Origin of the sequence: Trichococcus patagoniensis (assembly GCF_003051085.1) — a bacterium.
Classification (GTDB): domain Bacteria; phylum Bacillota; class Bacilli; order Lactobacillales; family Aerococcaceae; genus Trichococcus; species Trichococcus patagoniensis.
Genome location: NZ_QAOM01000001.1, coordinates 157510 through 179627, shown reverse-complemented (window position 1 = coordinate 179627; position 22118 = coordinate 157510). Strand labels below are relative to the sequence as shown.

The 22118-nt window shown below is 47.3% G+C and carries 18 protein-coding genes; 1 reads left to right on the top strand and 17 read right to left on the bottom strand.

Annotation, left to right across the window (positions count from 1 at the left end; translation table 11 throughout):
* Window positions 1-52 precede the first annotated feature (52 nt).
* The 17 genes from udk to gshAB all read right to left on the bottom strand — a co-directional run bounded on the left by udk (window position 53) and on the right by gshAB (window position 20656).
* Window positions 53-682, bottom strand: a complete 630-nt coding sequence (gene udk, locus C8U37_RS00920; protein WP_108031421.1) for a uridine kinase — start codon at window positions 680-682, stop codon at window positions 53-55.
* Window positions 683-724: 42 nt separating this feature from the next.
* Window positions 725-1897 (bottom strand): endolytic transglycosylase MltG, encoded by a 1173-nt coding sequence (gene mltG, locus C8U37_RS00915; protein WP_108031420.1) that lies wholly within the window; start codon window positions 1895-1897, stop codon window positions 725-727.
* A 276-nt stretch (window positions 1898-2173) separates the two neighbouring features.
* Entirely contained in the window at window positions 2174-2506 is a 333-nt protein-coding gene (locus tag C8U37_RS00905) for a DUF1292 domain-containing protein (RefSeq protein ID WP_108031418.1), read from the bottom strand.
* A gap of 85 nt (window positions 2507-2591) precedes the next feature.
* Window positions 2592-3008, bottom strand: a complete 417-nt coding sequence (gene ruvX, locus C8U37_RS00900; RefSeq protein ID WP_086628277.1) for a Holliday junction resolvase RuvX — start codon at window positions 3006-3008, stop codon at window positions 2592-2594.
* Window positions 3005-3274 (bottom strand): IreB family regulatory phosphoprotein, encoded by a 270-nt coding sequence (locus C8U37_RS00895; RefSeq protein WP_086628278.1) that lies wholly within the window; start codon window positions 3272-3274, stop codon window positions 3005-3007. The genes ruvX and C8U37_RS00895 overlap by 4 nt, the downstream gene beginning before the upstream one ends.
* 212 nt (window positions 3275-3486) lie before the next feature.
* The gene (gene alaS / locus C8U37_RS00890) at window positions 3487-6138 is read right to left on the bottom strand and encodes an alanine--tRNA ligase (protein ID WP_108031417.1); all 2652 of its coding nucleotides are present in this window, start codon (window positions 6136-6138) and stop codon (window positions 3487-3489) included.
* A 315-nt stretch (window positions 6139-6453) separates the two neighbouring features.
* Window positions 6454-7560, bottom strand: coding sequence for a DUF7278 family profilin-like fold-containing protein (locus C8U37_RS00885; RefSeq protein WP_108031416.1), 1107 nt, complete (start codon window positions 7558-7560; stop codon window positions 6454-6456).
* 212 nt (window positions 7561-7772) lie between these two features.
* Window positions 7773-10259, bottom strand: a complete 2487-nt coding sequence (gene recD2, locus C8U37_RS00880; RefSeq protein ID WP_108031415.1) for an SF1B family DNA helicase RecD2 — start codon at window positions 10257-10259, stop codon at window positions 7773-7775.
* A gap of 124 nt (window positions 10260-10383) precedes the next feature.
* Window positions 10384-11508 carry a tRNA 2-thiouridine(34) synthase MnmA gene (gene mnmA / locus C8U37_RS00875; RefSeq protein ID WP_108031414.1) on the bottom strand — a complete coding sequence of 375 codons (1125 nt, stop codon included), beginning with the start codon at window positions 11506-11508 and terminating at the stop codon, window positions 10384-10386.
* Window positions 11509-11645: 137 nt separating this feature from the next.
* Window positions 11646-12278: a TraX family protein gene (locus tag C8U37_RS00870; protein ID WP_170100138.1), complete on the bottom strand. Its 633-nt coding sequence runs from the start codon at window positions 12276-12278 to the stop codon at window positions 11646-11648.
* A gap of 75 nt (window positions 12279-12353) precedes the next feature.
* On the bottom strand, window positions 12354-13646 hold the full coding sequence (locus C8U37_RS00865; RefSeq protein WP_108031412.1) for an O-acetylhomoserine aminocarboxypropyltransferase/cysteine synthase family protein: 1293 nt from the start codon (window positions 13644-13646) through the stop codon (window positions 12354-12356).
* A gap of 150 nt (window positions 13647-13796) precedes the next feature.
* Window positions 13797-14372, bottom strand: coding sequence for a xanthine phosphoribosyltransferase (locus C8U37_RS00860; RefSeq protein ID WP_108031411.1), 576 nt, complete (start codon window positions 14370-14372; stop codon window positions 13797-13799).
* A gap of 264 nt (window positions 14373-14636) precedes the next feature.
* A complete protein-coding gene (locus C8U37_RS00855; protein ID WP_108031489.1) occupies window positions 14637-15413 on the bottom strand; it encodes a formate/nitrite transporter family protein in 777 nt (258 codons plus the stop codon).
* Window positions 15414-15684: 271 nt separating this feature from the next.
* Entirely contained in the window at window positions 15685-16032 is a 348-nt protein-coding gene (locus C8U37_RS00850) for a cysteine desulfurase (RefSeq protein ID WP_108031410.1), read from the bottom strand.
* 54 nt (window positions 16033-16086) lie between these two features.
* Window positions 16087-17229 carry a cysteine desulfurase family protein gene (locus C8U37_RS00845; RefSeq protein WP_245879734.1) on the bottom strand — a complete coding sequence of 381 codons (1143 nt, stop codon included), beginning with the start codon at window positions 17227-17229 and terminating at the stop codon, window positions 16087-16089.
* 30 nt (window positions 17230-17259) lie between these two features.
* Window positions 17260-18351: a hypothetical protein gene (locus C8U37_RS00840; protein ID WP_108031406.1), complete on the bottom strand. Its 1092-nt coding sequence runs from the start codon at window positions 18349-18351 to the stop codon at window positions 17260-17262.
* Between the two features lie 10 nt (window positions 18352-18361).
* Entirely contained in the window at window positions 18362-20656 is a 2295-nt protein-coding gene (gene gshAB / locus C8U37_RS00835) for a bifunctional glutamate--cysteine ligase GshA/glutathione synthetase GshB (RefSeq protein WP_425445650.1), read from the bottom strand.
* A 186-nt stretch (window positions 20657-20842) separates the two neighbouring features.
* Between gshAB and C8U37_RS00830 the strand changes: the two genes are divergently transcribed.
* A complete protein-coding gene (locus tag C8U37_RS00830) occupies window positions 20843-22114 on the top strand; it encodes a replication-associated recombination protein A (protein WP_108031404.1) in 1272 nt (423 codons plus the stop codon).
* The last annotated feature ends 4 nt before the right edge of the window (window positions 22115-22118 follow it).

Sequence of the window (22118 nt, the reverse complement as noted above, 5' to 3'; positions counted from 1 at the left end):
TTTAATTCCAGTAAAAGCAATTATATTTTTAAAATATTACAGGTATCTATTATTATTCCGCATTTTCAGACAAAATTGAAGCAATTTTGGTAGTCATCAGATCGATTGCGACTTGATTTTGTCCACCTTCAGGAATGATGATATCCGCAAATTTTTTGGTTGGCTCGATGAATTGCTGATGCATCGGCTTGACCACTGTCAAATATTGGTGGATGACAGAATCAAGTGTCCGGCCTCTTGATTCCATGTCGCGTTTGATTCTTCGGATGATACGGATATCATCATCCGTATCCACATAGACTTTGATGTCCATCAGATCGCGCAGGCGTTGATCCTCTAAAATCAGGATTCCCTCAACGATTATGACTTCTTTCGGCTCACGATGGATCACTTTGTCGCTGCGCGTGTGCTTGGAGTAGTCGTAAACAGGTTGCTCGACGCTCTTGTATTGTATCAATTTTTTAAGATCTTCGATGAACAGATCCGTATCAAACGCAAACGGATGATCGTAGTTTGTTTTCAGACGCTCCTCAAACGGCAGATCGCTCTGATCTTTGTAATAAAAATCCTGTTCCAACAGCAAAATGGAAACATCGGTAAACTTGTCTAAGATGGCCCTGCTGACACTGGTTTTCCCGCTTCCCGATCCCCCTGTCACCCCAATAACGATAGGTTTTTTCACTGGTGTATTCTTCCTCTCTTCATGCAGCTCACTTTATTCGTCTTATTCGCTGTCTACGTATTGGCTTTGCAATTGCAAATGTTCTTCATATGTTTCGGAAAAATAAACGATGCCCGTTGTTGTGTCCGCAACGAAATACAGATAGTTCGTGTCAGCTGGTGACAGAGTCGCTTGAATGGATCCTTCGCTTGGGCTATTGAATGGCCCAGGCCCCATGCCTGTGTTTCTGTACAGGTTATACGGCGAATCTATTTCAAGATCCTTGAAAGTCACTAATTCCTTGTGCTCATTCAGCGCATACAAAATACTGATGTCCGATTGGATCGGCATATCGATTTCCAGACGATTAAAGAATACGCCAGCAATGTTCGCACGATCTTCCGGAGTAACGCCTTCTTTTTCGACAAGTGAAGCAATCGTCAGAATTTCATGAAGGGTATGGCCTGAAGAAGCAATCTGTTCTGCATAGGGCGTTAGCACTTCATTCGTCTTCTGCAACATCTGTAAAATCACTTCATCCAAACTATTTCCGGTCATATGATCATAAGTCGCCGGGTAGAGGTATCCCTCCAAACGATAACGCGTATCGGTGCGTTGGGATGCTTCAGTCAAAATATCAGGGTACTGTGCAGCTGCATTCGTGAGGAATTCCGGTTCATTCACTTTCGCCAAAAATTCCTCAGCTGTGAAATCCGTCTTCCCTTCGACTTCCGCTGCGATTTCTTCGATCGTATTGCCTTCTCTTACGATGATTTTGTGCTCGCTCGATTGTGGCACAGGACTTCCGCCCGCTTGAAGCGTCGCAATGATGTCATTAAGGCTCATGGAAGGCGATAATTCATAAAAGCCTGCTTGGAAATCAGAAACATTTTGCGTCTTGATGTAGTAGTTGAAGATGGTTGCGTTTTTGATGACGTTTCCTTCTTCCAACAGTTGAGTGATTCCTTTTGTGGACGTCCCTATCGGAATTTCCACTTCGACGACTTCCGTACTTTCTGGCTCTAATGGCTGAAGTGCGTCTGTTATATATTTGTAGCCGGCAAAGCCAACGATGACTCCTAGAAGGATCCCTATCGTTACGATTGCAAAAACAATTTTCCGCACGAGTGACCGTTCTTTTTTGCGTATTTTCATTTTGTCTACGGCTTCTTTTTCCAACGTAGGACGAATGAGTTTTTGTTGCCCTTGAGGTTCTTGCTGATCATTTTGTGACAAAGATAAGGCCCTCCTTACTTGAGTATATGGCTATTTGTGGATTATTAGCCATTCGACTTCCGTAATTATACACGAAAACCCATATAAATTGAATCTTTTTCGTTATTTGCATAGACATATAGAGCATATTGGACAGTTTTCTCATTATTTTATCAGTTCGGATCCGTTTGGATGCCAAAAGCTCAAAAAGGCGATGCAACAGTCGCAAAACAAAAGAGGATCCAGACAATGATTGCCCCGATCCTCCCTTATTATCCTTACAAGTCACTTACAAATTTATTGAAGGTCTTCGTCTTCCATAAATGTGTTCAGGACTTCTTCGATCATATCCCATTCTTCATCCGATTCGATCGGCTCTAAATCGCCTTCTCCGCCATCTTCGGTTTCAACATAGGAATAAGCCTGCAATTCGATTTCTTCTCCTTCAGGAGCTCCTGCTGGATAAACCAGCACGTAAGACTTTCCGAAATCTTCTGATTCGAAAGTGAATAAGATTTCGAATAACTCTTCATTTCCGTTCTCATCCACGATTGTGATGTGCTCGTGGTTATCTTCGTGGTCATGATCGTGGTCGTGATTATGGTCATGATCGTGATTATGTTCAGTCATGGTATGCACCTCTTTATCTAATTATTATTTTCATCGTTCAAACAAAGGATATTGTAACGCAAACAGGACAAAAAAACCACTCTCTTTACTGGCTGTCCAAATAATTCTGAAGAAGTATGACAGCAGCAAGTTTATCGATTACCTTTTTCCTTTTTTTGCGGGAAACATTTCCTTCATTGATCAACATTTTTTCTGCTTGAACAGTGGTAAGTCTTTCATCAACGTAATCGACCGGCAAACCTAGCTCTTTTTCAAGCAAATTTCCATAGGCGATGGAAGCCTCCGCCCGGAAACCAATGCTGTTGTCCATATTCTTTGGCAAGCCGAGTACAAACTTCTCAACTTCATACTCCTTAACCAATTCGGCAATCCGTTCAAGACCAAATATTCCGTTGGCTTCGTCGATTTTGACGATTTCTATCCCCTGCGCCGTCCATCCCATCGGATCGCTGATGGCCACTCCCACCGTTTTGGACCCGACATCCAAGCCCATGAGCCTCATTGGATGATTCTGCCTGTTCCAGAAAGATAGCTCTTCACTAATTCCTCCATTATTTCATCACGTTCGTGACGGCGGATCAGGTTTCTGGCATCGTTATGACGCGGGATATAAGCTGGATCGCCAGAAAGCAGGTAGCCTACAATCTGGTTGATAGGGTTGTATCCTTTTTCTTCCAATGCGTCATAAACAAGGGCTAATGTCTCTTGGATATTCTTTTTCAGATTATCATCAAAATTGAATAACATCGTTTCATCTTTCGAACTCATAGCGACACCCCAGTTTTCTTTAGTATATTTACCATTTTACAAGAAATGACTAAAAACTACAACAAAGAAATACCGCCGCCCTTTTGCGGATCTGCATCGCGGCTTATCTGATTATCCCTCCTGTTTGTATATTCCGCATTTTATTTCATGCGGATTGACCCAACAAACAGGGACCGGCATCTTTTTGGATGCCCGTCCCTGGGAGAGGATGCTTATTTTGTATTTTCAGCGATCCAGGCCGCAACGTGTTTCAGGGCATCCGGGATGCCTGCTGGGTTATTGCCGCCTGCTTGTGCCATATCCGGACGTCCGCCCCCTTTGCCTCCAGCAAATGGAGCGAGCGTTTTGATCAGATCACCGGCTTTCAGGCCTTGTTCCAATTTATCTTTGGAAACGGCAGCAAGCATATTGACTTTGCCGTCTGTGGCCGAAGCTGCCACGAAAAGATCAGAGACTGCCTTTTTACGCCATTGGTCAGCCAATTGACGCAAAGCATTCATATCCTGATTCTTCGTTTCATAGGTGATGTACGTGACGCCGTTGACGGTCTCCACATTCTCAAACAGATCTTTGGCTTCGGCATTCATGATTTTGGCTTTCAAGGACTCATTTTCGCCTTGCATTTCCTTCATTTCTTGCTTGAGCTGATTGATTTTACCGGCAACTTCTTTTGTTTGTTGGGCTTTCACAAGCTGTGCCGCCTCGCTCAACTCAGCCTCTTTTGTACGGAAATACTGGTAAGCTGCCTGTCCGGTCACTGCTTCGATGCGTCGGACGCCTGCTCCGATTCCGGATTCCGACAAAATCTTGAAGACGCCGATGTCCTGCGAATTTTGTACATGAACCCCGCCACATAGTTCGACAGAGTAGCCGCCGACAGCAACGACTCGGACTTCTTTGCCGTATTTTTCACCGAACAAAGCCATGGCGCCCATTTCTTTCGCTTTATCGACGGTTGTTTCAACCGTTACGACTGGCAATGCTTCCCAAATCTTTTCATTCACGATTTCTTCCATCCGCACTAGCTCTTCTGCTGTGACTTGCCCGAAATGGGTGAAGTCAAAACGAAGTTGATTCGGATTCACAAGTGAACCGGCTTGATTGGCATGATTGCCCAAAACATCCTTCAGCGCTTGGTGCAACAGATGCGTCGCCGTATGGTTCTTGGTGATGCTTCTTCTGCGCGCTTCATCCACGTGCAGGACATATGTTTCGTTCGAATGGATTTCCGTCAGGACACGCGCGATGTGCATCGTTTGGCCATTAGGGGCGCGTTTGACATCTTCGATTTCTGCGATCACTTCACCAGCTTCGGTTTCGATCGTTCCTTTGTCCGCGACCTGTCCACCCATTTCTGCATAGAAAGGTGTTTCGCGGAAAATGATTTGAACGCGATCATCTGCAGCTGCTTTTTCGACGATTTCGTCATTCGCAACCATCACTGAAAGCTCGGACGAAATTTTTGTTTCTGCATATCCGGAAAACGTGCTTGGAACCAGTACTTCAGCCCAGACCGGAGATTGCACGGAGAAAGAGTCTTCCACTTGTCTTGCCGCACGGGCGCGGTTGCGTTGCTCCTGCATCTCTTGGTTAAAGCCTGCTGTGTCGACTGTGAAGCCTTTTTCTTCGGCGTATTCGCTCGTCAATTCCAATGGGAAGCCGTATGTATCATACAGTTTGAAGGCATTCGTGCCATTTACGACTGTTTCGCCCTTTTTGTTCATCTCTTCAAAGACGCTGTTCAGGATATCCATCCCTTCATGGATCGTTTCCTGGAAACGTTGCTCTTCATTCGTGATGACTTTGATGATGAAATCTTGATCCGCTTTGACTTCAGGATAATAAGATTCCATGATAGCTGCCACAACCGGAACCAATTCGTTCAGGAACAGTTTTTCGATACCCAATTTTTGGCCATGCATGACAGAACGGCGGATCAAACGGCGCAAAATGTAGCCGCGGCCTTCATTTGATGGCAAGGCACGGTCCCCGATCGCAAAGCTGACGGCGCGGACGTGATCAGCGATGACTTTGAAGGAAATATCCAATGTTTTGTTTTCACCGTATTTCTTTCCGTCACTCAACGTTTCGATTTTTTCGATGATCGGCATGAACAGATCCGTTTCGAAGTTGGTCGGTGTGTTTTGAACTACGCTCGTGACACGTTCCAGACCCATCCCCGTATCGACGTTCTTGTGCGGAAGCGGCTCATAGGTGCCATCCGGTTTGTGATTGAATTCGGAGAACACTAGGTTCCAGATTTCAAGGTAGCGTTCATTTTCACCACCCGGATACATTTCAGGGTCTCCGTCAGGCAAATCCTGGAAGGACGGTCCACGGTCATAGAAAATTTCCGTATCCGGTCCGCACGGTCCTGCTCCGATATCCCAAAAGTTGTCCGCGATCGGAACGATATGATTTTCCGCCAAACCGACTTTTTCTTGCCAAATACGTTTCGTATCCGTGTCTTCCGGATAATAGGTGACGTAAAGCAGCTCCGGATCGAACGCCAACCATTTTTCATCAGTCAGGAATTCCCAAGCCCAAGGGATCGCTTCTTCTTTGAAGTAGTCCCCGATCGAAAAATTCCCCAACATTTCAAATAAAGTATGGTGTCTTGCCGTCACGCCAACATTTTCGATATCGTTTGTGCGGATGCTTTTTTGAGCATTGGTGATGCGCGGATTTTCAGGAATCAAGGTGCCGTCAAAATATTTTTTCAATGTCGCTACACCTGAGTTGATCCATAATAGGGTAGGGTCGTTGACCGGTATCAGCGAAGCGCTCGGTTCCACTTTTGATCCTTTCGTTGCCCAAAAATCAAGATACATTTGACGGATGTCACTGCTTTTCAGATTCTTCATTATTACCTTCCTTTTCTCTTCATTGTTTTTTGGAGTGGACAAAAATAAAAAACACCCCACTGCATACAAGGACGAATCACGCGGTACCACCTTGTTTGCAATGAAATGTTTTGATCATTCATTACCTCTCGGATCCGTTAACGCTGGAAGCGATAGTATTTCTACTATATTCATGCAAAGGGAGCACAAACGGATGCGTTTCCTTTCACCAAACGGAAACTCTCTTTTGTTATCCATTTCTATAATCCTCTGCTTCAATCAAAAACTAGTATAACCAAAATACCGCCCGCATGCAAGCACGAAAAGCTGCCCAAATCACATTTCTATGCGGATGGAACGTCTTGCGCAGTAATAACCGGGTGACAATGGCTCTTGCTGCTTCTCATTCAAAGCATCGGCATGGTTTTCATAATAGGTAGCGTATGGCAGGAGTTTCTCCAGTATATTCTCGGCTTGAATGAAAATCCAGCCGCCTTTGGCCAACAGCCCATCTTCGACGAGTTCCGGTCCCCAGCCCATATTCGCGATTTCCAGACCGAACATGTTTTTTTTGTAGAGGTAGCTTTCATCCGGTTCGAACAGGTTGCGATGCAACTGATTGCCCCAACGGAAAAGCCTACGGGTGGATGCCCCGCAGCAATATTCCCATTCATCGCTGGATAGCAGCCCCATGCCATCTTTCTCCAATTGCTTGCGCATTTCTGCATAAGTTGTCTGGTAAGGCGCGTATACGGTGTACGTATCCAAATCTTCATTCTGCCTCAGGAAGAAGGCATCGTTTTGGACCAGATGCGCCGGAAAATCCGCAAATACCGAGGATCCCGTAGCGCTTGGCATCAAGGCCTGGTGGATGTCTTTCTCGTGTATGCTGAACCAATCGGCCTGGCCTTCAAATTTCCCGTTTATGACTGCATAATTCCCGACTTTCGTCATTCCCGCATAAGTCGGACTGACCTCGACCAATAACGGAGGAATCTCTGTCGTCCGGAGCTGCGACATTTGGCTGTTGACCAATTCTTCCAATTCATCCAAAGAATGGATCGGTTCGATTTTCTGCTTCATCCAATGATCGTCATGCAAAAACTCGGCGCCTTGAACAGATAGTTTCAGGCAATTTTCGATGGCGAGGTACATCTCTTTCCTGTCGGAGCTGATGTCCAACGGGTCCAGGCCATTGATTCCGCTGTCCCATCCGAGGACGGCTTCCTTATGCCCAGGCACAAAAACAAACGGGGCACCGTTGATCTCCACTGTAAACGTCTCGGTCTTGATTCCTCCCATCTGGTAATACGCCGGACGGATATCCGCGACAGGCAACAGGGGATTCACAAAATAACGGACAACGCTGCTGGCCAGAACAAGCTTGTGATCCATCGGGATGTTCTTCCAGTTCGGATTCATCAATTGATCAAATAGTTCCATGATACCACTCTCTTCTTGTAGCTGTATTGGAAAACCAGTAAATTGCTTTACTGTCAGTATAGCAGAATATTGAGTCGGCGAGTAGCTTATTTCTTTTGCCGAATCGGCCGGCTTTGGATGGGACCTTGATTGGAGCATTCTGCGCTGATTGATTTTCTGACAGCAGAAAAGTCCGCAGACAAATTCTTCATTGTCTGCGGACTTCTCCCGGATTATTTTTCATTCATGAAAGTTTCCGGTGTTATATTTCCCATGCCGATCATTGGATCGATACTTCCATCCGAGATCTGTCCGATCGTCAAATGGTAGACGGGTATTATTTTTGGAGACTCTTTGTTTTCTGGATTTCGGGTTGCGGATTCGGTATTCGACCCACCGACTTCATTCCCGGCGCTGGGTGCCTTCGTTTCCTTGCTCTCGGCGGGTTCTTCCGCAGTGAAGACTTTTTCATTGTTTAGGTTGCGTTCCAGTTTTTCATGCAGCATCGTTTTCCGGATATCGCCGGTGCTTACGACTGCCGTTTCGAAAGCTTCGTAATCCCCGCACAAAATCAATTTGCTTTTGCTCCTGGTGATGGCTGTGTAAAGCAGATTGCGGCGCAGCATCCGCCCGTACTGTTTCACCATCGGCAGAATGACCATCGTAAATTCGCTGCCTTGCGATTTATGGATGGAACAACAGTACGCCAGCACGAACTTGTTCCAATTATTACGATTATAGGTAACCTCGACGGTATCGAACAGGATCGTGATCTGGTCGACTTTCTCTTCCGTTTCCTTGGCGAATTGGATGGCAGTGATTTCACCCATGTCCCCGTTGAAGACATTATTTTCCGGTTGGTTCACCAACTGAAGCACCTTGTCGCCTACCCGATAGACGACATCAAAAAAAGCGACTTCCCGTCTTTTCTTGTTCCCTTTCGGATTGAAGATTTCCTGCATCATCGTATTGATGGCATCAATGCCGGCAGCGCCTTTGTACATCGGCGCCAGAATCTGGATATCCTTTGCGGTGAAACCTTTTGACTTCGCCTTTTCGACGACTTGGCGGATCACCAGTTCGATCTGGTGCGTTTGGCACGGCAGAAACGACCGGTCCGCTTGATTGTTCCGGAAATCGCGCGGGAGGATGCCGTTCTTGATTTCGTGAGCCAATGGGATGATCGATGAATCGCCGGATTGCCTGAATATCTCATTCAGCTCGACCTGCGGCAACGCTTTGCAGTTCAGAAGATCGAACAACACTTGGCCTGGACCGACCGACGGCAACTGGTCCTTGTCCCCCACAAACAGCACTTGCATGCCCGGCGGCACGGACTTCAGGAGCCTGTGCATCAACCACGTATCCACCATCGAAACTTCGTCGATGATCAACAGCTTACCTTCCAACTCTTGGGTATAAAGCTCCTCGGATTCCTTTTCTTGGCCCGTCAAGCCCAGCAAGCGATGAATCGTGCTGCCGGGCAGCCCGGTCGTTTCCTGCATCCGTTTTGCAGCCCGTCCGGTCGGAGCGGCAAGCAATATCGGGAAAAGTCCGTCTTTGTAATCGTGAGGGTCTTCCGGCAGATCGTTCAATTCGGAGAACATGCGCACGATCCCTTTCAGAACGGTCGTTTTGCCGGTACCGGGTCCCCCGGTCAGGATGAAGAACGGTGAAAGCAAAGCTGCTTTTATCGCTTCAATTTGGGAGGCGCCGTAGCGGATCTGCAAGTTTGATTGTAGCTGCTCGATTTCCAGATCCAAATCCACTCCCGGATAAGCAATGTTCGTCTTTCGTTTCAGAAGCCTATCGATCGATGATGCGATGCCCTCTTCTGCGAAATAAAGGGATGGGATGGCAAACCGACTGTGATCCTCGACCACTTTCATGTCCATCACCATCTCCATCAGCGCCTCGATGACGGGCGCATCCTCGATGATGAAGCGCCGGCTTTGTTCAAGCAAGTGGATCGTCCGCTCAAGCAAAACGGTCCCGTCGGCATAGGTGTCCCCGTTCGAGAGGCAAAGTTCCTGCAATGTCGCAAACAAGCCACCCTTCAGCCGGCTTGTGTGATCCGGAGCGAAATTCAACTCCTCCGCCAATTGATCGGCCTTCTTGAAGCCGATGCCTTCAATGTCCTCAAGCAGTCGGTAAGGATTTTCATTAAGGACAGTCAGCGTTTCGGTGCGGTAAAAATGGAAAATATTCGCTGCCTGATTATTGGAGAAACCATAGTTCCCCAAAGCGATCAGGATCTTCTCGGTCCCTTGCGTCTGCATCAGGACATCGCGCATCATTTCCCTTTTTTTGGGTGTCATACCGCTGATGTTTTTCAGCGCCTCCGGGTCATCGAGGATGACGTCGACCGCTTCCTCGCCAAAAGTCTCGACGATTTTTTCGGCTGTCCGTTTACCGATGCCCGGGAACCGTTCCCCCGACAAGAAAGCAATCAACCCATTCTTGGAGGTGGGTTTTTCCTGTTGATAGGAATTGGCTTGGAATTGGACGCCGTATTTTGGATGCTCCACGACCTCACCGAAAAAGCGGTAGGCTGTATCTTCGGTTATCTGCCCGAAGCTTCCGGTGACAACAATTTCATCATTATTTTGCGGGAGATTTGATTCACTGACTGAAATCAGCATGACTTTGTAGAAATTACTCGCGTTTTCATAGAAAATCGCTTTGATTTCTCCAACGATATAGCCTTGTTCTGTATCCATCCGGATGTTCCCCTCCCTTTTTCTCAATTATTCAGACTTGTTACAAGATTCCTTAAGAACGATACCACAATTCCCGCCCAAATTAAAGAGAGGCCGGAGAAAAAACCGGCCTCTCACTTTGTATTCAGATGTACTGCAGGACGCGCTCGGCTTGATAAGCCTTGTCGATCGTTCCCCCACCCAGACACTCCATGCCGTCATAAAATACGACTGCTTGGCCTGGCGTGATGGCGCGGACCGGTTCAGCAAATTCCACACGGGCGGTCGTTTGGTCTTCGTTCAGGTAGACAGTGACCGCAGTATCTTGTTGGCGGTAACGGAATTTAGCCGTGCAGGTGAAGACGGATGGTTTCTTGCCTTCGGAGGTGAAATGGATATCGGTCGCATCCAGACTGTCGGCATACAGGTTCTCATGATGGTAGCCTTGGCCCACGTAGAGCGTATTGGTTGCCAGATCCTTGCCGATTACGAACCAAGGATCATCGGATTCCCCGCCGCCGCCGATTCCCAAACCTTTTCTTTGCCCGATTGTATAGTACATCAATCCGGCATGCTCACCCATCACATCACCGCTCAAAGTGACCATTTTGCCCGGGATCGCCGGCAGAAAGTTCGTCAAAAACTCTTTGAAGTTCTTCTCACCGATGAAACAGATGCCTGTCGAATCTTTTTTCTTGGCTGTCGCCAAACCCGCTTCTTCAGCGATGCGGCGCACTTCCGGCTTTTTGATTCCGCCCAGCGGAAACATCGTTTTGGAAAGTTGCTCTTGGGAAAGTTGATTCAGGAAATAGGTTTGGTCCTTGTTGTCGTCCACGCCTCTGAGCAGATGAGCAGTGCCATCTTCGTCACGGATGACTTGCGCATAGTGCCCGGTTGCAACATAATCCGCCCCCAGTTCCATCGCATAATCCAAGAAAGCCTTGAATTTGATTTCCTTATTGCACATGACATCCGGATTCGGCGTCCGCCCCTTCTTATATTCGTCCAGGAAGTATTGGAAGACCTTATCCCAGTATTCCTTTTCGAAATTGACGGAATAGTAGGGAACACCGACCTGCTGTGCAACGGCTTGCACATCCTTGTAATCTTCGGTTGCCGTACAGAATCCGAATTCATCCGTATCATCCCAATTCTTCATGAAAATGCCGATGACGTCGTAGCCTTGTTCCTTCAAAAGCAATGCTGTGACAGAAGAGTCAACACCACCGCTCATTCCGACCACCACGCGTATTTTTGAATTGTCTTGCATGCCTATCACACCCTTACTTGATTTGTGTATTTAATCACTTCTTACAATATATAAGTTAAACCCGATACAAAAAAACAGTTTACACCATCCCGGCGCATATTTCAAGCTTTCCTGCTCATCAGCAAACTACCTGCCCTTTACATCAGCCTGGCGATAAGCATCAAGATAACTTGATGGATAGGATAATAGGCATAACCGGCCCATTTCGGCAGCGGTCTGATCTGGAAATTGACCGGCAGAAGCATGGGAATGAGCGCCACTGCAGCGAGTGCCTGCAACGAGGGGAATTGCAAGGCATTCACCAACAAAAACAGGGCAATTCCCGCTGCGACATGTTTTTCCGACAGCACATAGATGGTCCATCCCATCAACAAGCCATACAAGCCGTATTCCGTAAACTGGACCAAAAAGATTGCCGGCAAGATGAAACGGTAGTCTTTGATCGATAAGGCAAAAAGTGCCAAGGTAAAAAGGATATTGAATACATTCCCTGTTTGGGCGGTTATCGGCATGCTGATGACCCCGGTAAGGACCAGCCGAAGCAGATACTTGCGGAAATCACGCGTTTCCCTTACCCCTTTTACCGTTGTGTACAAAAAGCAAGGAAAGGCGATCCGCCCGATGACACGCAGAAAGAGGAGCGAAGGGAACGGATAATAACCGATATGATCGATCGTCATAGTGAGGATCGCAATCCATTTGATGAGTGCCGTTTTGTTGTTGTACGCCATTCCGTCACTTCCGATCTTATTGAATTGTGTGCGTTTCAAAAAAATTCTGCAATAAAGAAAACAAAGCAGAAAACCTTGGAAGGATTTCTGCTTCATTCTCAGGGAAACTTTCGATCAGACTGTATAAGGCTTCGCATCCATATTCAGGTGTGCCAAAGCTTGCTCGATGTCTTCGATGATGTCTTCCACGTTTTCAAGCCCTACTGAAAAGCGGATCAGGCCTGGTGTGATGCCTGCTGCCGCCAATTGTTCATCGGTCAGCTGTCTGTGGGTAGAACTTGCCGGATGGAGCACACAAGTCCGGATGTCGGCCACATGGACTTCATTGGACGCCAACTTCAGGCTGTCCATGAATTGGATGGCATTTTCTCTGCTTCCTTCGATCGAAAGCGAAATGACACCGCACGTTCCGAGCGGCAGATATTTATTTGCCAATTCGTGGTACTTGTCTCCTTCTAAGCCAGGATAATTCACAAATTCGACTTTTTCGGATTGCTTGAAATATTCAGCGACTTTCAAGGCATTGCTGCAATGTCTGTCCATCCTCACAGGCAGCGTTTCAAGCCCCAGATTCAACAAGAAGGCAGCATTGGCGCTTGGGTATGCCCCCATGTCCCTCATCATCTGCACCCGTGCTTTTGTGATGTACGCAGCTTTCTCGAAGCTTTCCGTATAGACGATGCCGTGGTAGGATTCATCCGGTTCGGTGAATTCCGGGAAATTGCCGTTCTTCCAGTCAAAATTGCCGCTGTCGACAATGACCCCACCCATCTGCACAGCATGGCCATCCATGTATTTCGAGGTGGAATGGACCACGATGTCTGCTCCAAACTCGAACGGTCGGCAAAGGTACGGCGTCGGGAACGTGTTGTCCACGATCAAAGGCACGTTGTTTTTGTGCGCGATCGCTGCCCATTTTTCGATGTCCAGGACAGACAAAGCGGGGTTTGCGATGGTTTCGCCGAATACAGCTTTCGTGTTCGGTTTGAACATTTTTTGGATTTCTTCCTCAGGCAGTTCTTGATCGACAAATGTGCATTCGATTCCGAATCGCTTCAAAGTTACGGCAAACAGATTGATGGTTCCGCCATAAATGGAGGCGGTGCTGATGAAATGATCGCCTTCCTTGAGGATATTCATCAAGCTGATCATGGTGGCTGCCTGTCCGGAAGTTGTGCATAAAGCCCCTACGCCACCCTCCATCGCCGCAATTTTCTCTTCCACGGCCGCAACAGTAGGATTGGAGATGCGCGAATACATGTGTCCGGCCGCCGTCAAGTCGAATAATTTACCGATATGCTCCGTCGAGTCATATCTGTACGTGGTGCTTTGGTAAATCGGAAGCGCACTTGGCTCACCGTTCCCTGGGTGATACCCTTCGTGTAAACATTGTGTTTCAATTCTCATCATTGACCCTCCTCATTAAGATAACGCTCATAATCTCATGTATATTTAACATTTTACCACAATTCCAAAAGGCTTTGTGGAGATATTGAGACGAAATTGAAAGATCCTGAGGAACAAAAAAAGACAGAGGGTGTCTGTCTTCCGGACTTGCTATTCTTCGATGAACTGTACCGTACCGTTTTCAAAAGCCTTGATGCGCGCCAATGAATAGACATCCATGCCTTGCTCTTCCAGAATTTTTCTGCCTTTTTGGAAGGATTTCTCGATGACGATGCCGACACCGGCAATCTCCGCTCCAGCCTGCTTGCAGATCTCCATCAAGCCGTTGGTGGCTTGTCCGTTCGCCAAAAAGTCATCAATGATAAGGACAGAATCGTTCTCATCTAGATATTGTTTGGAGATTGTGATTTCGTTGGTGACATCTTTCGTGAAAGAGTACACGGTGGCCGAATACAAATTATCTTTCATCGTCAGACTCTTTTGTTTTCTAGCAAAAACAACTTTCACTCCCAGTGCCAAGCCCGTAAATACCGCGGGCACAATGCCGGATGTCTCCACCGTCAGAATCTTGGTGATTTTCTTGTCGGCAAAATACCTTGCGAATTCATCCCCCAATTGTTGCATCAATACCGGGTCGATCTGATGGTTCAAGAAATTGTCCACCTTCAACACGTTGTCCCCCAAAACGATGCCGTCCTTCAATATGCGTTCTTCAAGTAATTTCATAAAAAGTCCTCCTTAATCACATTTCGTTCTATCTATCAGCCGCTTGCGACAGTCGGCTGGCATGACTTATTTCCGTTAACAAATAACAGTAAAACAATACAGATAATCTTCGCTTTTGTCAACCATCCGTAGGCGTTGTCGCCGGTGGGGGCAAGCATCCACCCGGAAAAACGAACAAATTTCAATTCGGACAGTTTTTTATCCGCAGACGAAAAAACGAGAAGGATCCGGCTATCGGACCCTTCTCGTCTTCAGTTGTGAAGCTTAGTCAACGTACACTTCGGAATCTTTGTTCATCCATGCGTACAGTAAACCGATGATCAATCCGCCGCCGATGTAATTGCCGATCATAGCGAAGAACCAGTTCGTCAGAACGCTGCCGACTGTCATTCCTGGCAAAGCGCCGCCGAATGCGAAAAACGCAAGGCTGAAGGACGAGAAGTTGGCGATAACGTGCTCAAAGCCTAAAAATGCAAAGATGAAGATGATGAAAATGGTCGAGAAAAGCTTGCCGGCGTCATCCTTCATATGCGCGCTCACAAATACAGTCGTATTTACGATGACGTTTGCGAAAATACCTTCGGCTACCATCTGGATAGGTGTTTTGAGCAACTTGCCTTCAACTGCATGGAAAAGGAAGTGCTCAGCCGGTAAATCTTGGAAAATATTCGTGAATGACATGACGAATGATGCGATTGTGCCACCGATAAGGTTAAATAGGATACAAGCGAATAAAATTGCTAAAGCTCTTTTTGGTGCCAGCACCTTGCGGTAAACGGCTGCTGTCATGTACATCATGTTGGATGTACCCAATTCTGTGTTCATGTAATTGATCATGACCAAAGACCATGCAAACATGAATGAGTAGAAAAATTTCCCGCTACCGGGCAGCATGTGTTCTGCTTTTTCAGCGACCATAACAGCGATTGATGTACCCAACGTCAAAAACATACCAGCAAGCATACATCTGATGAAATATTTTACTTGTGAAGTCTCAAATAAATGTGACTTCTTGAGGGCGCTTTTATCAACTGTAGTCATGGCTGCGCCTTGATATTTTTGTTCCACTTTCTTCATCTCCCGAATTGTTTGTGCGATTCTGAATAAGTATATCATATTTCATAAGAATTGGAATGAAAAAAACAGTGGATTGTATAATTATATTAATGCACTTATAGTGTGCATCGTGTTCTTTTGATGCACATGGATCTAAGCAGGTTACGTTTTTCAATTGGATGCAAAAAAAACCGGCCGTAAGATTAACTCTTACAGTACCGGTCCGTTGTTTTCAGATATCACAAATAAGTTTGGATCACTCCGACACTTCAGCCAGGACGCCATTTTCTACCAGGCTGTCCAAAATGTATTCCAGCTGCTCTTTCGCAGCCGACATGGTTTCCTTGCCATAGACCTCCACTGTCTGCAATCCGTTGCTCGTCGTTGTGGAAACTTTCAATGTTTTCAGATCGGCAGCGACGACAATTTTCACTTTGATCCCTTGTTTATGCAGCACGCTGTTGTCCAAATCGCGGACCATTTGGAAATTTCCGTTTTTGGTTTCTTCAAAACCATTGTCGCGCAAAGTGTAGCGTTTCACCTGTTCATTCAAATGAAAGGTTTTTCTGGATCCCTTTAAAGATACATTTTTTTCGAATGCCATATGCAGTCCTCCAAGATAACGTTTTCTCTATCATAACACATTTTTTTCTTTCGTTCAGCCGTTCTTGTATTGCTTATTGTGGATCTTTTCCAGCAATGCGATCAGTGTGTCCGCTTCATCGGTAGAGTTATCCGGTCCGAACGAAATGCGCAGAGATTCGGTTGCGCGTGGGTTACCTTTTCCGTACATCGCTGCCAATACGTGACTCGGTTCAAGACTGCCGGCAGTACAGGCGGATCCGGCCGCCAGCATGATTCCTTTGAGATCGCACTGGATCAGCATTTTATCGGAGCGCATGCCAGGTAGCCAAATGTTCAAGATGTGCGGTACCCCGTCAGTGTATACACCGTTGCATTCGAATGGGATACCGCTCTTTTCAAGTCCGCTCAGGAAATAATCGCCTAATTCACGCTTCTTACGGTTGCTTTCTTTGCGTTCTGCTTCCATCAGAGTGACTGCCTCAGCAAACCCCCTGATGTAGGGCGTATTTTCCGTACCGCCACGGTGGTCGTTCTCTTGGCTGCCGCCATGGATGAAATTAGGCAGATGCAGGCTATTTTTGCGGTATAAAAATCCGATTCCTTTTGGGCCATTGATTTTATGTGCGGAAACGGATAAGAGGTCGATATGTTGTTGCCCGACATCAATCTGCTCGCTGCCGTATGCCTGAACGGCATCGGTATGGAAAAGGATGTTCTTCTCGGCCAAAAATGCGCCGATTTCGGCAATCGGATTGATGCTTCCAACCTCATTGTTGGCATACATCAATGAGACTAGGATTGTATCCTCGCGAATCGCAGCCTCCACGGATTGAAGCGACACTTTCCCGGTATCGTCCACCGGCAGATAGGTCACCTCAAAACCTAATGTTTCCAGATAATGCATCGGATGCAGGACTGCGTGGTGTTCCGCTGCAGAAGTGATAAGATGTTTGCCCTTTTCCTTCAGAGCCAACGCAGTCGGTATGATCGCTGTATTGTTGGATTCGGAACCGCAGCTTGTGATGATTATATCAGCCGGGTCTGCTTGGATGGAAGCCGCAAAAATTCTGCGCGACTGGTCGATATGCTGTCTTGTTCGTCTTCCCAGAGCATAGGTGCTGGAAGGATTCCCGTAATCTTCGATAAGCGATTCCTGAATGACCGACACAACTTCAGGTCGCACCGGAGTCGTAGCGGCATGGTCGAAATAAATCAATTTGGTACCTTCTTTCTTTGACAAGTCTTTCTAGTGTTCAAAATAACTGTTCAGCCAACGGATTACAAGCATTTCTATATTGTTATCCATTCCCTCGGGGGGATTTTCTGCGCCTGCTGAAACCTGTTTCAGTAATTTCTTCGCTTCTTCAATATCTACACGACAGAAAAACGCATAGGCCGCCCTTATTCTGTTGTTTGCATACCAGTACCTTTTCAACAATGGGTGGGCTTGTATTTGGATGTATTTTTCCTCAGCGTTAGTGAGCCGACCGAACAGCGCATCGCAAAACAAAGATTCCATCACATAAATGGGCCAATAGACCGACTCTTTGACTGGACGATGGGCTGAAAAAGCCCGCAACAATGAATCGGCTTCTTCAAATTCCAGTTCCCCCAAAGCGCGGACATACGCGACCATGTAGAAGTAGTCAACCAGGAAGGTTTTTTGATACTGAGCATCTTTTAAGTCTTCGAAATAGGCGTCCGGCAAGTCCGCAAAAGGGACTTTGCCTTCGATAAGCCGCGCCATTTCCAATTGTTGGAACAGGAGCCTGCGCGCGGGCAAAGATCGGCTAACTTCCCTCAGCACGGCTCCATCATTCTGCCCTTTCGGCAGCAGGTTCGATAAAGCCATCCAGACAGGCACAAAACTCAACAAAACGAACAGGGAGCCTACTTTCGGCTCCATCAAAAAAGCCGAGCTGTACAAGGCTGCCCCCGTCAGAGCATTTGCCAAAATCCCACCCAGCAGATAACCGCGGTATGGCAATTCCGCATAGTCCCCGTTCGGTGGCGCCATCAAGCATTGGCCCGCCAGCAAAGGGGAAGCAGCCTGCATATGATGCAGGCTGTGATCCGCTTGGCTGTACTTGAAACGTCTGACTTGAAAGCTGACCAGCCGATAACCGCTCAGTTTTCCGAAGAGAAAATGTCCCCCTTCATGAAGAAAAATGTGCACATAGATGGATAAGAACAGGCCGGCCAACAATATGGGAATGAGGATCGGATCAAACGACAACAGTTGCCCCAAATTGTCGAATCCCTTCGCAATCATGTACCTGTATAGCATGATGAAGGCAATTGTAATATGGATGGCAATTCTCAGAAATGACTTTTTCATGAAGTTCCCCCTACTCTTCCTCCAGCTGCATTTCCGGGAACAATAAGCGCAGGATTTCCATCGTCAAACGTCGGCTTTTCCCTTGGTACGGATAAATGTGGATCAGCATGGCTGGGTTGAAGTTCGCCTCGATCACCCCGTAGTTCGGCTCCACTTTCGTGGCCGGGACTGAATGGTCCGGGATGATGATGTCCACTCCACAGACTGCAACACCCAGTGAGGCTGCCATCTGCACAGCCAATTGCTTGTAACTGTCGTCCATCTGATCCGTAAAATCAATCGAATCGCCGCCGGTACTGATGTTTGAATTATCCCGCAGACGGACAGTCGTGCCTGCAGGCGGGATACTGTCGAAAGTATACCCTTGTCCCTGGATCGTCAATTTTTCGAGCTCACCGGTCGCTATCAGTTCCAATGGGGAACGGTGATTTTTCCCGCGGAGACTGTCTTTATTCTTCTCCTCGACCAATTGACGGATCGTGTGGCTGCCATCGCCTACCACATTGGCCGGCACACGCAGCAATACGGCTTTTGTTTCATTGCCGATGACAAAGAATCGGTATTCGGTTCCGGCCAAGAAATCCTCGACCAATATATCTTCGTCCTCTTCAAATGCGATGCGTACCGCTTTTTCGTAGTTTTCAAATGTTGCGCCGTCCTTGAAGATGGAAATTCCTAAACCGTAGTTCGTTGACTTTGGTTTGACGACGATGCCTTTCCCGGCAAAGATAGAATAATCGCGCAGGGCTGCTGCCACAGAATGATACTCGCCGCTGTCCGGCACCGCGAATCCGTTCTCCGCCAGTATTTTTTTGGTGACGACTTTGTTTTCCATAATGAGCGGGCCGATATAGCTGTCCTTTGCCGTCATATTGCCGTTCTTTACGTATTCGCGATGGTTCTTGTAGGTCAGCGAGATGAATTGGTCATAACGGTCAAGCATGTTGATCTTCAAACCTTTTTGGATGGCATCGAACATCAGAATCTGCGTGGAGAGTTCCATGTCCTCAAAGCCCCTCAAGGCATACGGCCGTTTCCAGGCAGCTTCTTTGTACTTTTTAGCCAATGATGCGGCCCAGGTAGTTTTGTCTTCCCCGGCTCCCAATGCGTTGACCATCTGGCCCGCCACTGTTTTCTCTGGATTGTGGAATGCTTCGATTTTTTCTTTGACGATTGCGCTGATTTTCGCTTCTGCGCCGATCGCTTCCAGCATTTGCAGCATCCCTTCCATGACGGCTAGCCCTTCCGCTTGGAATGCGGATGGCTGCAAAGGATTCTCCAAAGCTGTGCTGTAATTCATTTCTTTCCCAATTTTCATCTCGTCTTCGCTGGCATCCTTCTCGATCCACAATAAATAGAGAAGGAAATAATGAATAAAATACATATCCTCTTTATGCATGCCGAACTCAGCAAATGGGTTCAGATCGAACAACCTGAATTCGAGATAGGCGATTCCGTTCGTCAGCAAATCACGCGCTTTGTTAGCCCCTCTGAAACGGACAGTGGAATAAAATTCTTTTTCGGCAATGAGCTTGCCGGTTGTCACCATTTCTTCGATATCCTGCACGTAGGCATCAATCGATTCAAAAGAAACATGCACGTCCGCTTTATTGACGTATCCGTACTTGCTGCTGCGGATGCTTCTTGTGTACCTGTCCAGAGGCAAATCGTGCTGTGTTTCTTTTTCAAAGTAGGAGCTGCCGGCGGATATGGATCCTCCCATAAGATAGGTCATGATCCATTGGTGACGGATGAAGTTATGCGCCATCTTCAAGTAGACATCCGATTGGAACGACTTAAGCGTCCCGGCAGACCCGGAAAGCTGATGAAGTTCTTTGATGAGAGCAGGATTCAACTCGAAGTTGAAGTGGATGCCGCTGACCATCTGTTTCTTGTTCCCGTAAACAGAGACCAAGTACTCCCGGTATGCCACATCATCCCCACTGTCCAACTTGGCTACTTTAATTTCTTCGCTCGCTGGCATGGTCGGCGGGATGCTGCAAGGCAACAGATATTCATCTTCCGGCAAGGAACGTAGCACGACATCATGGATAGCCGTCAGCCATTCATGCGTTTCCTCGATCGACTGCATCGGCGGTGTGATCAATTCAGGTTGGCTTTCCGCAAAGTCAGTCTGTATGTAAGGATGGAAACTGCGATTCCCGAATATGGTCGGATGGTTTGTCTTGGCGATCGTGCCTGCACCCGTTATACGTTGGCTTTCTTTTTCGATTCCAAAAGAGGCTTTCGAAAATAATGCCGATAATTTATGTGTTAAAATAATCTCTTTGAAATCTGTCATCATATACGCTCACTTTCTGTTTCCAATTTTCAATGTATTCATTATAGCTTTTCTGCTTGTAAATAGTAAAGATGTTGCCTGCCTTTCTTTTCAATCAATTTTCACGAATCCGCAAAAAATAACCGGGCGAATGTTTGTTCTTTTTTATCAGATGGCATATAATGGATAGAGAAAAAGGAGCGGAGATCAATGAAACAACCTTTAGCATACCGTATGCGTCCCGTCCATATCGACGAAGTCATCGGCCAAAGCCATCTGGTCGGCGAAAATAAAATCATCCGCCGCATGGTCGATGCCAAGATGCTTTCTTCCATGATACTGTACGGCCCACCGGGAATCGGCAAAACCAGCATTGCGAGCGCCATCGCCGGATCGACGCATTCGGCATTCCGGCAACTGAACGCCGCCACCGACACAAAAAAAGACCTGCAGATCGTCGTGGAAGAAGCCAAATTTTCCGGCCAGGTCATCCTTTTGTTGGATGAGGTGCATCGGTTGGACAAACCCAAGCAGGATTTTCTCTTGCCGCACCTTGAAAGCGGCCAAGTCATCCTGATCGGCGCCACCACCGAAAATCCATACATCAGCATCAGTCCCGCTATCCGGAGCCGGACCCAAATTTTCGAATTGAAGTCCCTTACCACCCAGGATGTCATATTGGCGCTGGAACGGGCCATTGCGGATGAAAAACGCGGTTTGGGGAAAGAAAAGATCGTGATCGACGAAGATGCCTTGCTTCATTTCGCAAGAAGCACGATGGGTGACGTGCGTGGCTCGCTGAACGCCTTGGAGTTGGCAGCCCTATCCACCAAACCGGATGCAGATGGCACCATCCATATCACCTTGGAAATCGCTGAGGAGTGTGTCCAAAAGAAGGCATTGGTCCACGATAAGAACGGCGATGCCCATTACGATGTCATATCAGCCTTCCAAAAATCGATCCGCGGCAGCGATGTCGATGCGGCTATGCATTATCTGGCCAGGCTGCTGGAAGCAGGCGAATTGCTGATCGCCTGCAGACGTTTGATGGTCTGTGCCTACGAAGACATCGGCTTAGGCAATCCGCAGGCAGTATCCCGGACCGTTTTGGCCGTTCAGGCTGCTGAAAAATTGGGCTTACCGGAAGCCCGCATTCCCTTGGCCAACGCTGTCGTCGATCTGGCCCTTTCGCCGAAATCCAATTCGGCCTATCTTGCCTTGGACAGCGCTCTGGCCGACGTGCGCGCCGGTAAGTCCGGCGACATACCGGATAGCCTGCGCGATGCCCATTACAGCGGCGCAAATAAGCTGGGCCGCGGCATCGGTTATCAATACCCGCACGATTTCCCGGATCACTGGATCAAACAACAATATTTGCCTGATTCGCTGAAAAATCGCCGCTACTACGAGCCCGCTTCGACCGGAAAATATGAACAAGCCTTGGCCAGCCAATTGCAGCACCGCTTCAATAAAGATTCCTAAGGAT

What these genes read in the sequence shown, in the direction of transcription:
- C8U37_RS00905 (WP_108031418.1), bottom strand. Translation starts at nt 2,506, where the DNA reads ATGACTGAACATAATCACGATCATGACCATAATCACGACCACGATCAT.
- ruvX (WP_086628277.1), bottom strand. Translation starts at nt 3,008, where the DNA reads ATGAGGCTCATGGGCTTGGATGTCGGGTCCAAAACGGTGGGAGTGGCC.
- C8U37_RS00895 (WP_086628278.1), bottom strand. Translation starts at nt 3,274, where the DNA reads ATGAGTTCGAAAGATGAAACGATGTTATTCAATTTTGATGATAATCTG.
- alaS (WP_108031417.1), bottom strand. Translation starts at nt 6,138, where the DNA reads ATGAAGAATCTGAAAAGCAGTGACATCCGTCAAATGTATCTTGATTTT.
- C8U37_RS00885 (WP_108031416.1), bottom strand. Translation starts at nt 7,560, where the DNA reads ATGGAACTATTTGATCAATTGATGAATCCGAACTGGAAGAACATCCCG.
- recD2 (WP_108031415.1), bottom strand. Translation starts at nt 10,259, where the DNA reads ATGGATACAGAACAAGGCTATATCGTTGGAGAAATCAAAGCGATTTTC.
- mnmA (WP_108031414.1), bottom strand. Translation starts at nt 11,508, where the DNA reads ATGCAAGACAATTCAAAAATACGCGTGGTGGTCGGAATGAGCGGTGGT.
- C8U37_RS00865 (WP_108031412.1), bottom strand. Translation starts at nt 13,646, where the DNA reads ATGAGAATTGAAACACAATGTTTACACGAAGGGTATCACCCAGGGAAC.
- C8U37_RS00860 (WP_108031411.1), bottom strand. Translation starts at nt 14,372, where the DNA reads ATGAAATTACTTGAAGAACGCATATTGAAGGACGGCATCGTTTTGGGG.
- C8U37_RS00855 (WP_108031489.1), bottom strand. Translation starts at nt 15,413, where the DNA reads ATGACTACAGTTGATAAAAGCGCCCTCAAGAAGTCACATTTATTTGAG.
- C8U37_RS00850 (WP_108031410.1), bottom strand. Translation starts at nt 16,032, where the DNA reads ATGGCATTCGAAAAAAATGTATCTTTAAAGGGATCCAGAAAAACCTTT.
- C8U37_RS00840 (WP_108031406.1), bottom strand. Translation starts at nt 18,351, where the DNA reads ATGAAAAAGTCATTTCTGAGAATTGCCATCCATATTACAATTGCCTTC.
- gshAB (WP_425445650.1), bottom strand. Translation starts at nt 20,656, where the DNA reads ATGATGACAGATTTCAAAGAGATTATTTTAACACATAAATTATCGGCA.
- C8U37_RS00830 (WP_108031404.1), top strand. Translation starts at nt 20,843, where the DNA reads ATGAAACAACCTTTAGCATACCGTATGCGTCCCGTCCATATCGACGAA.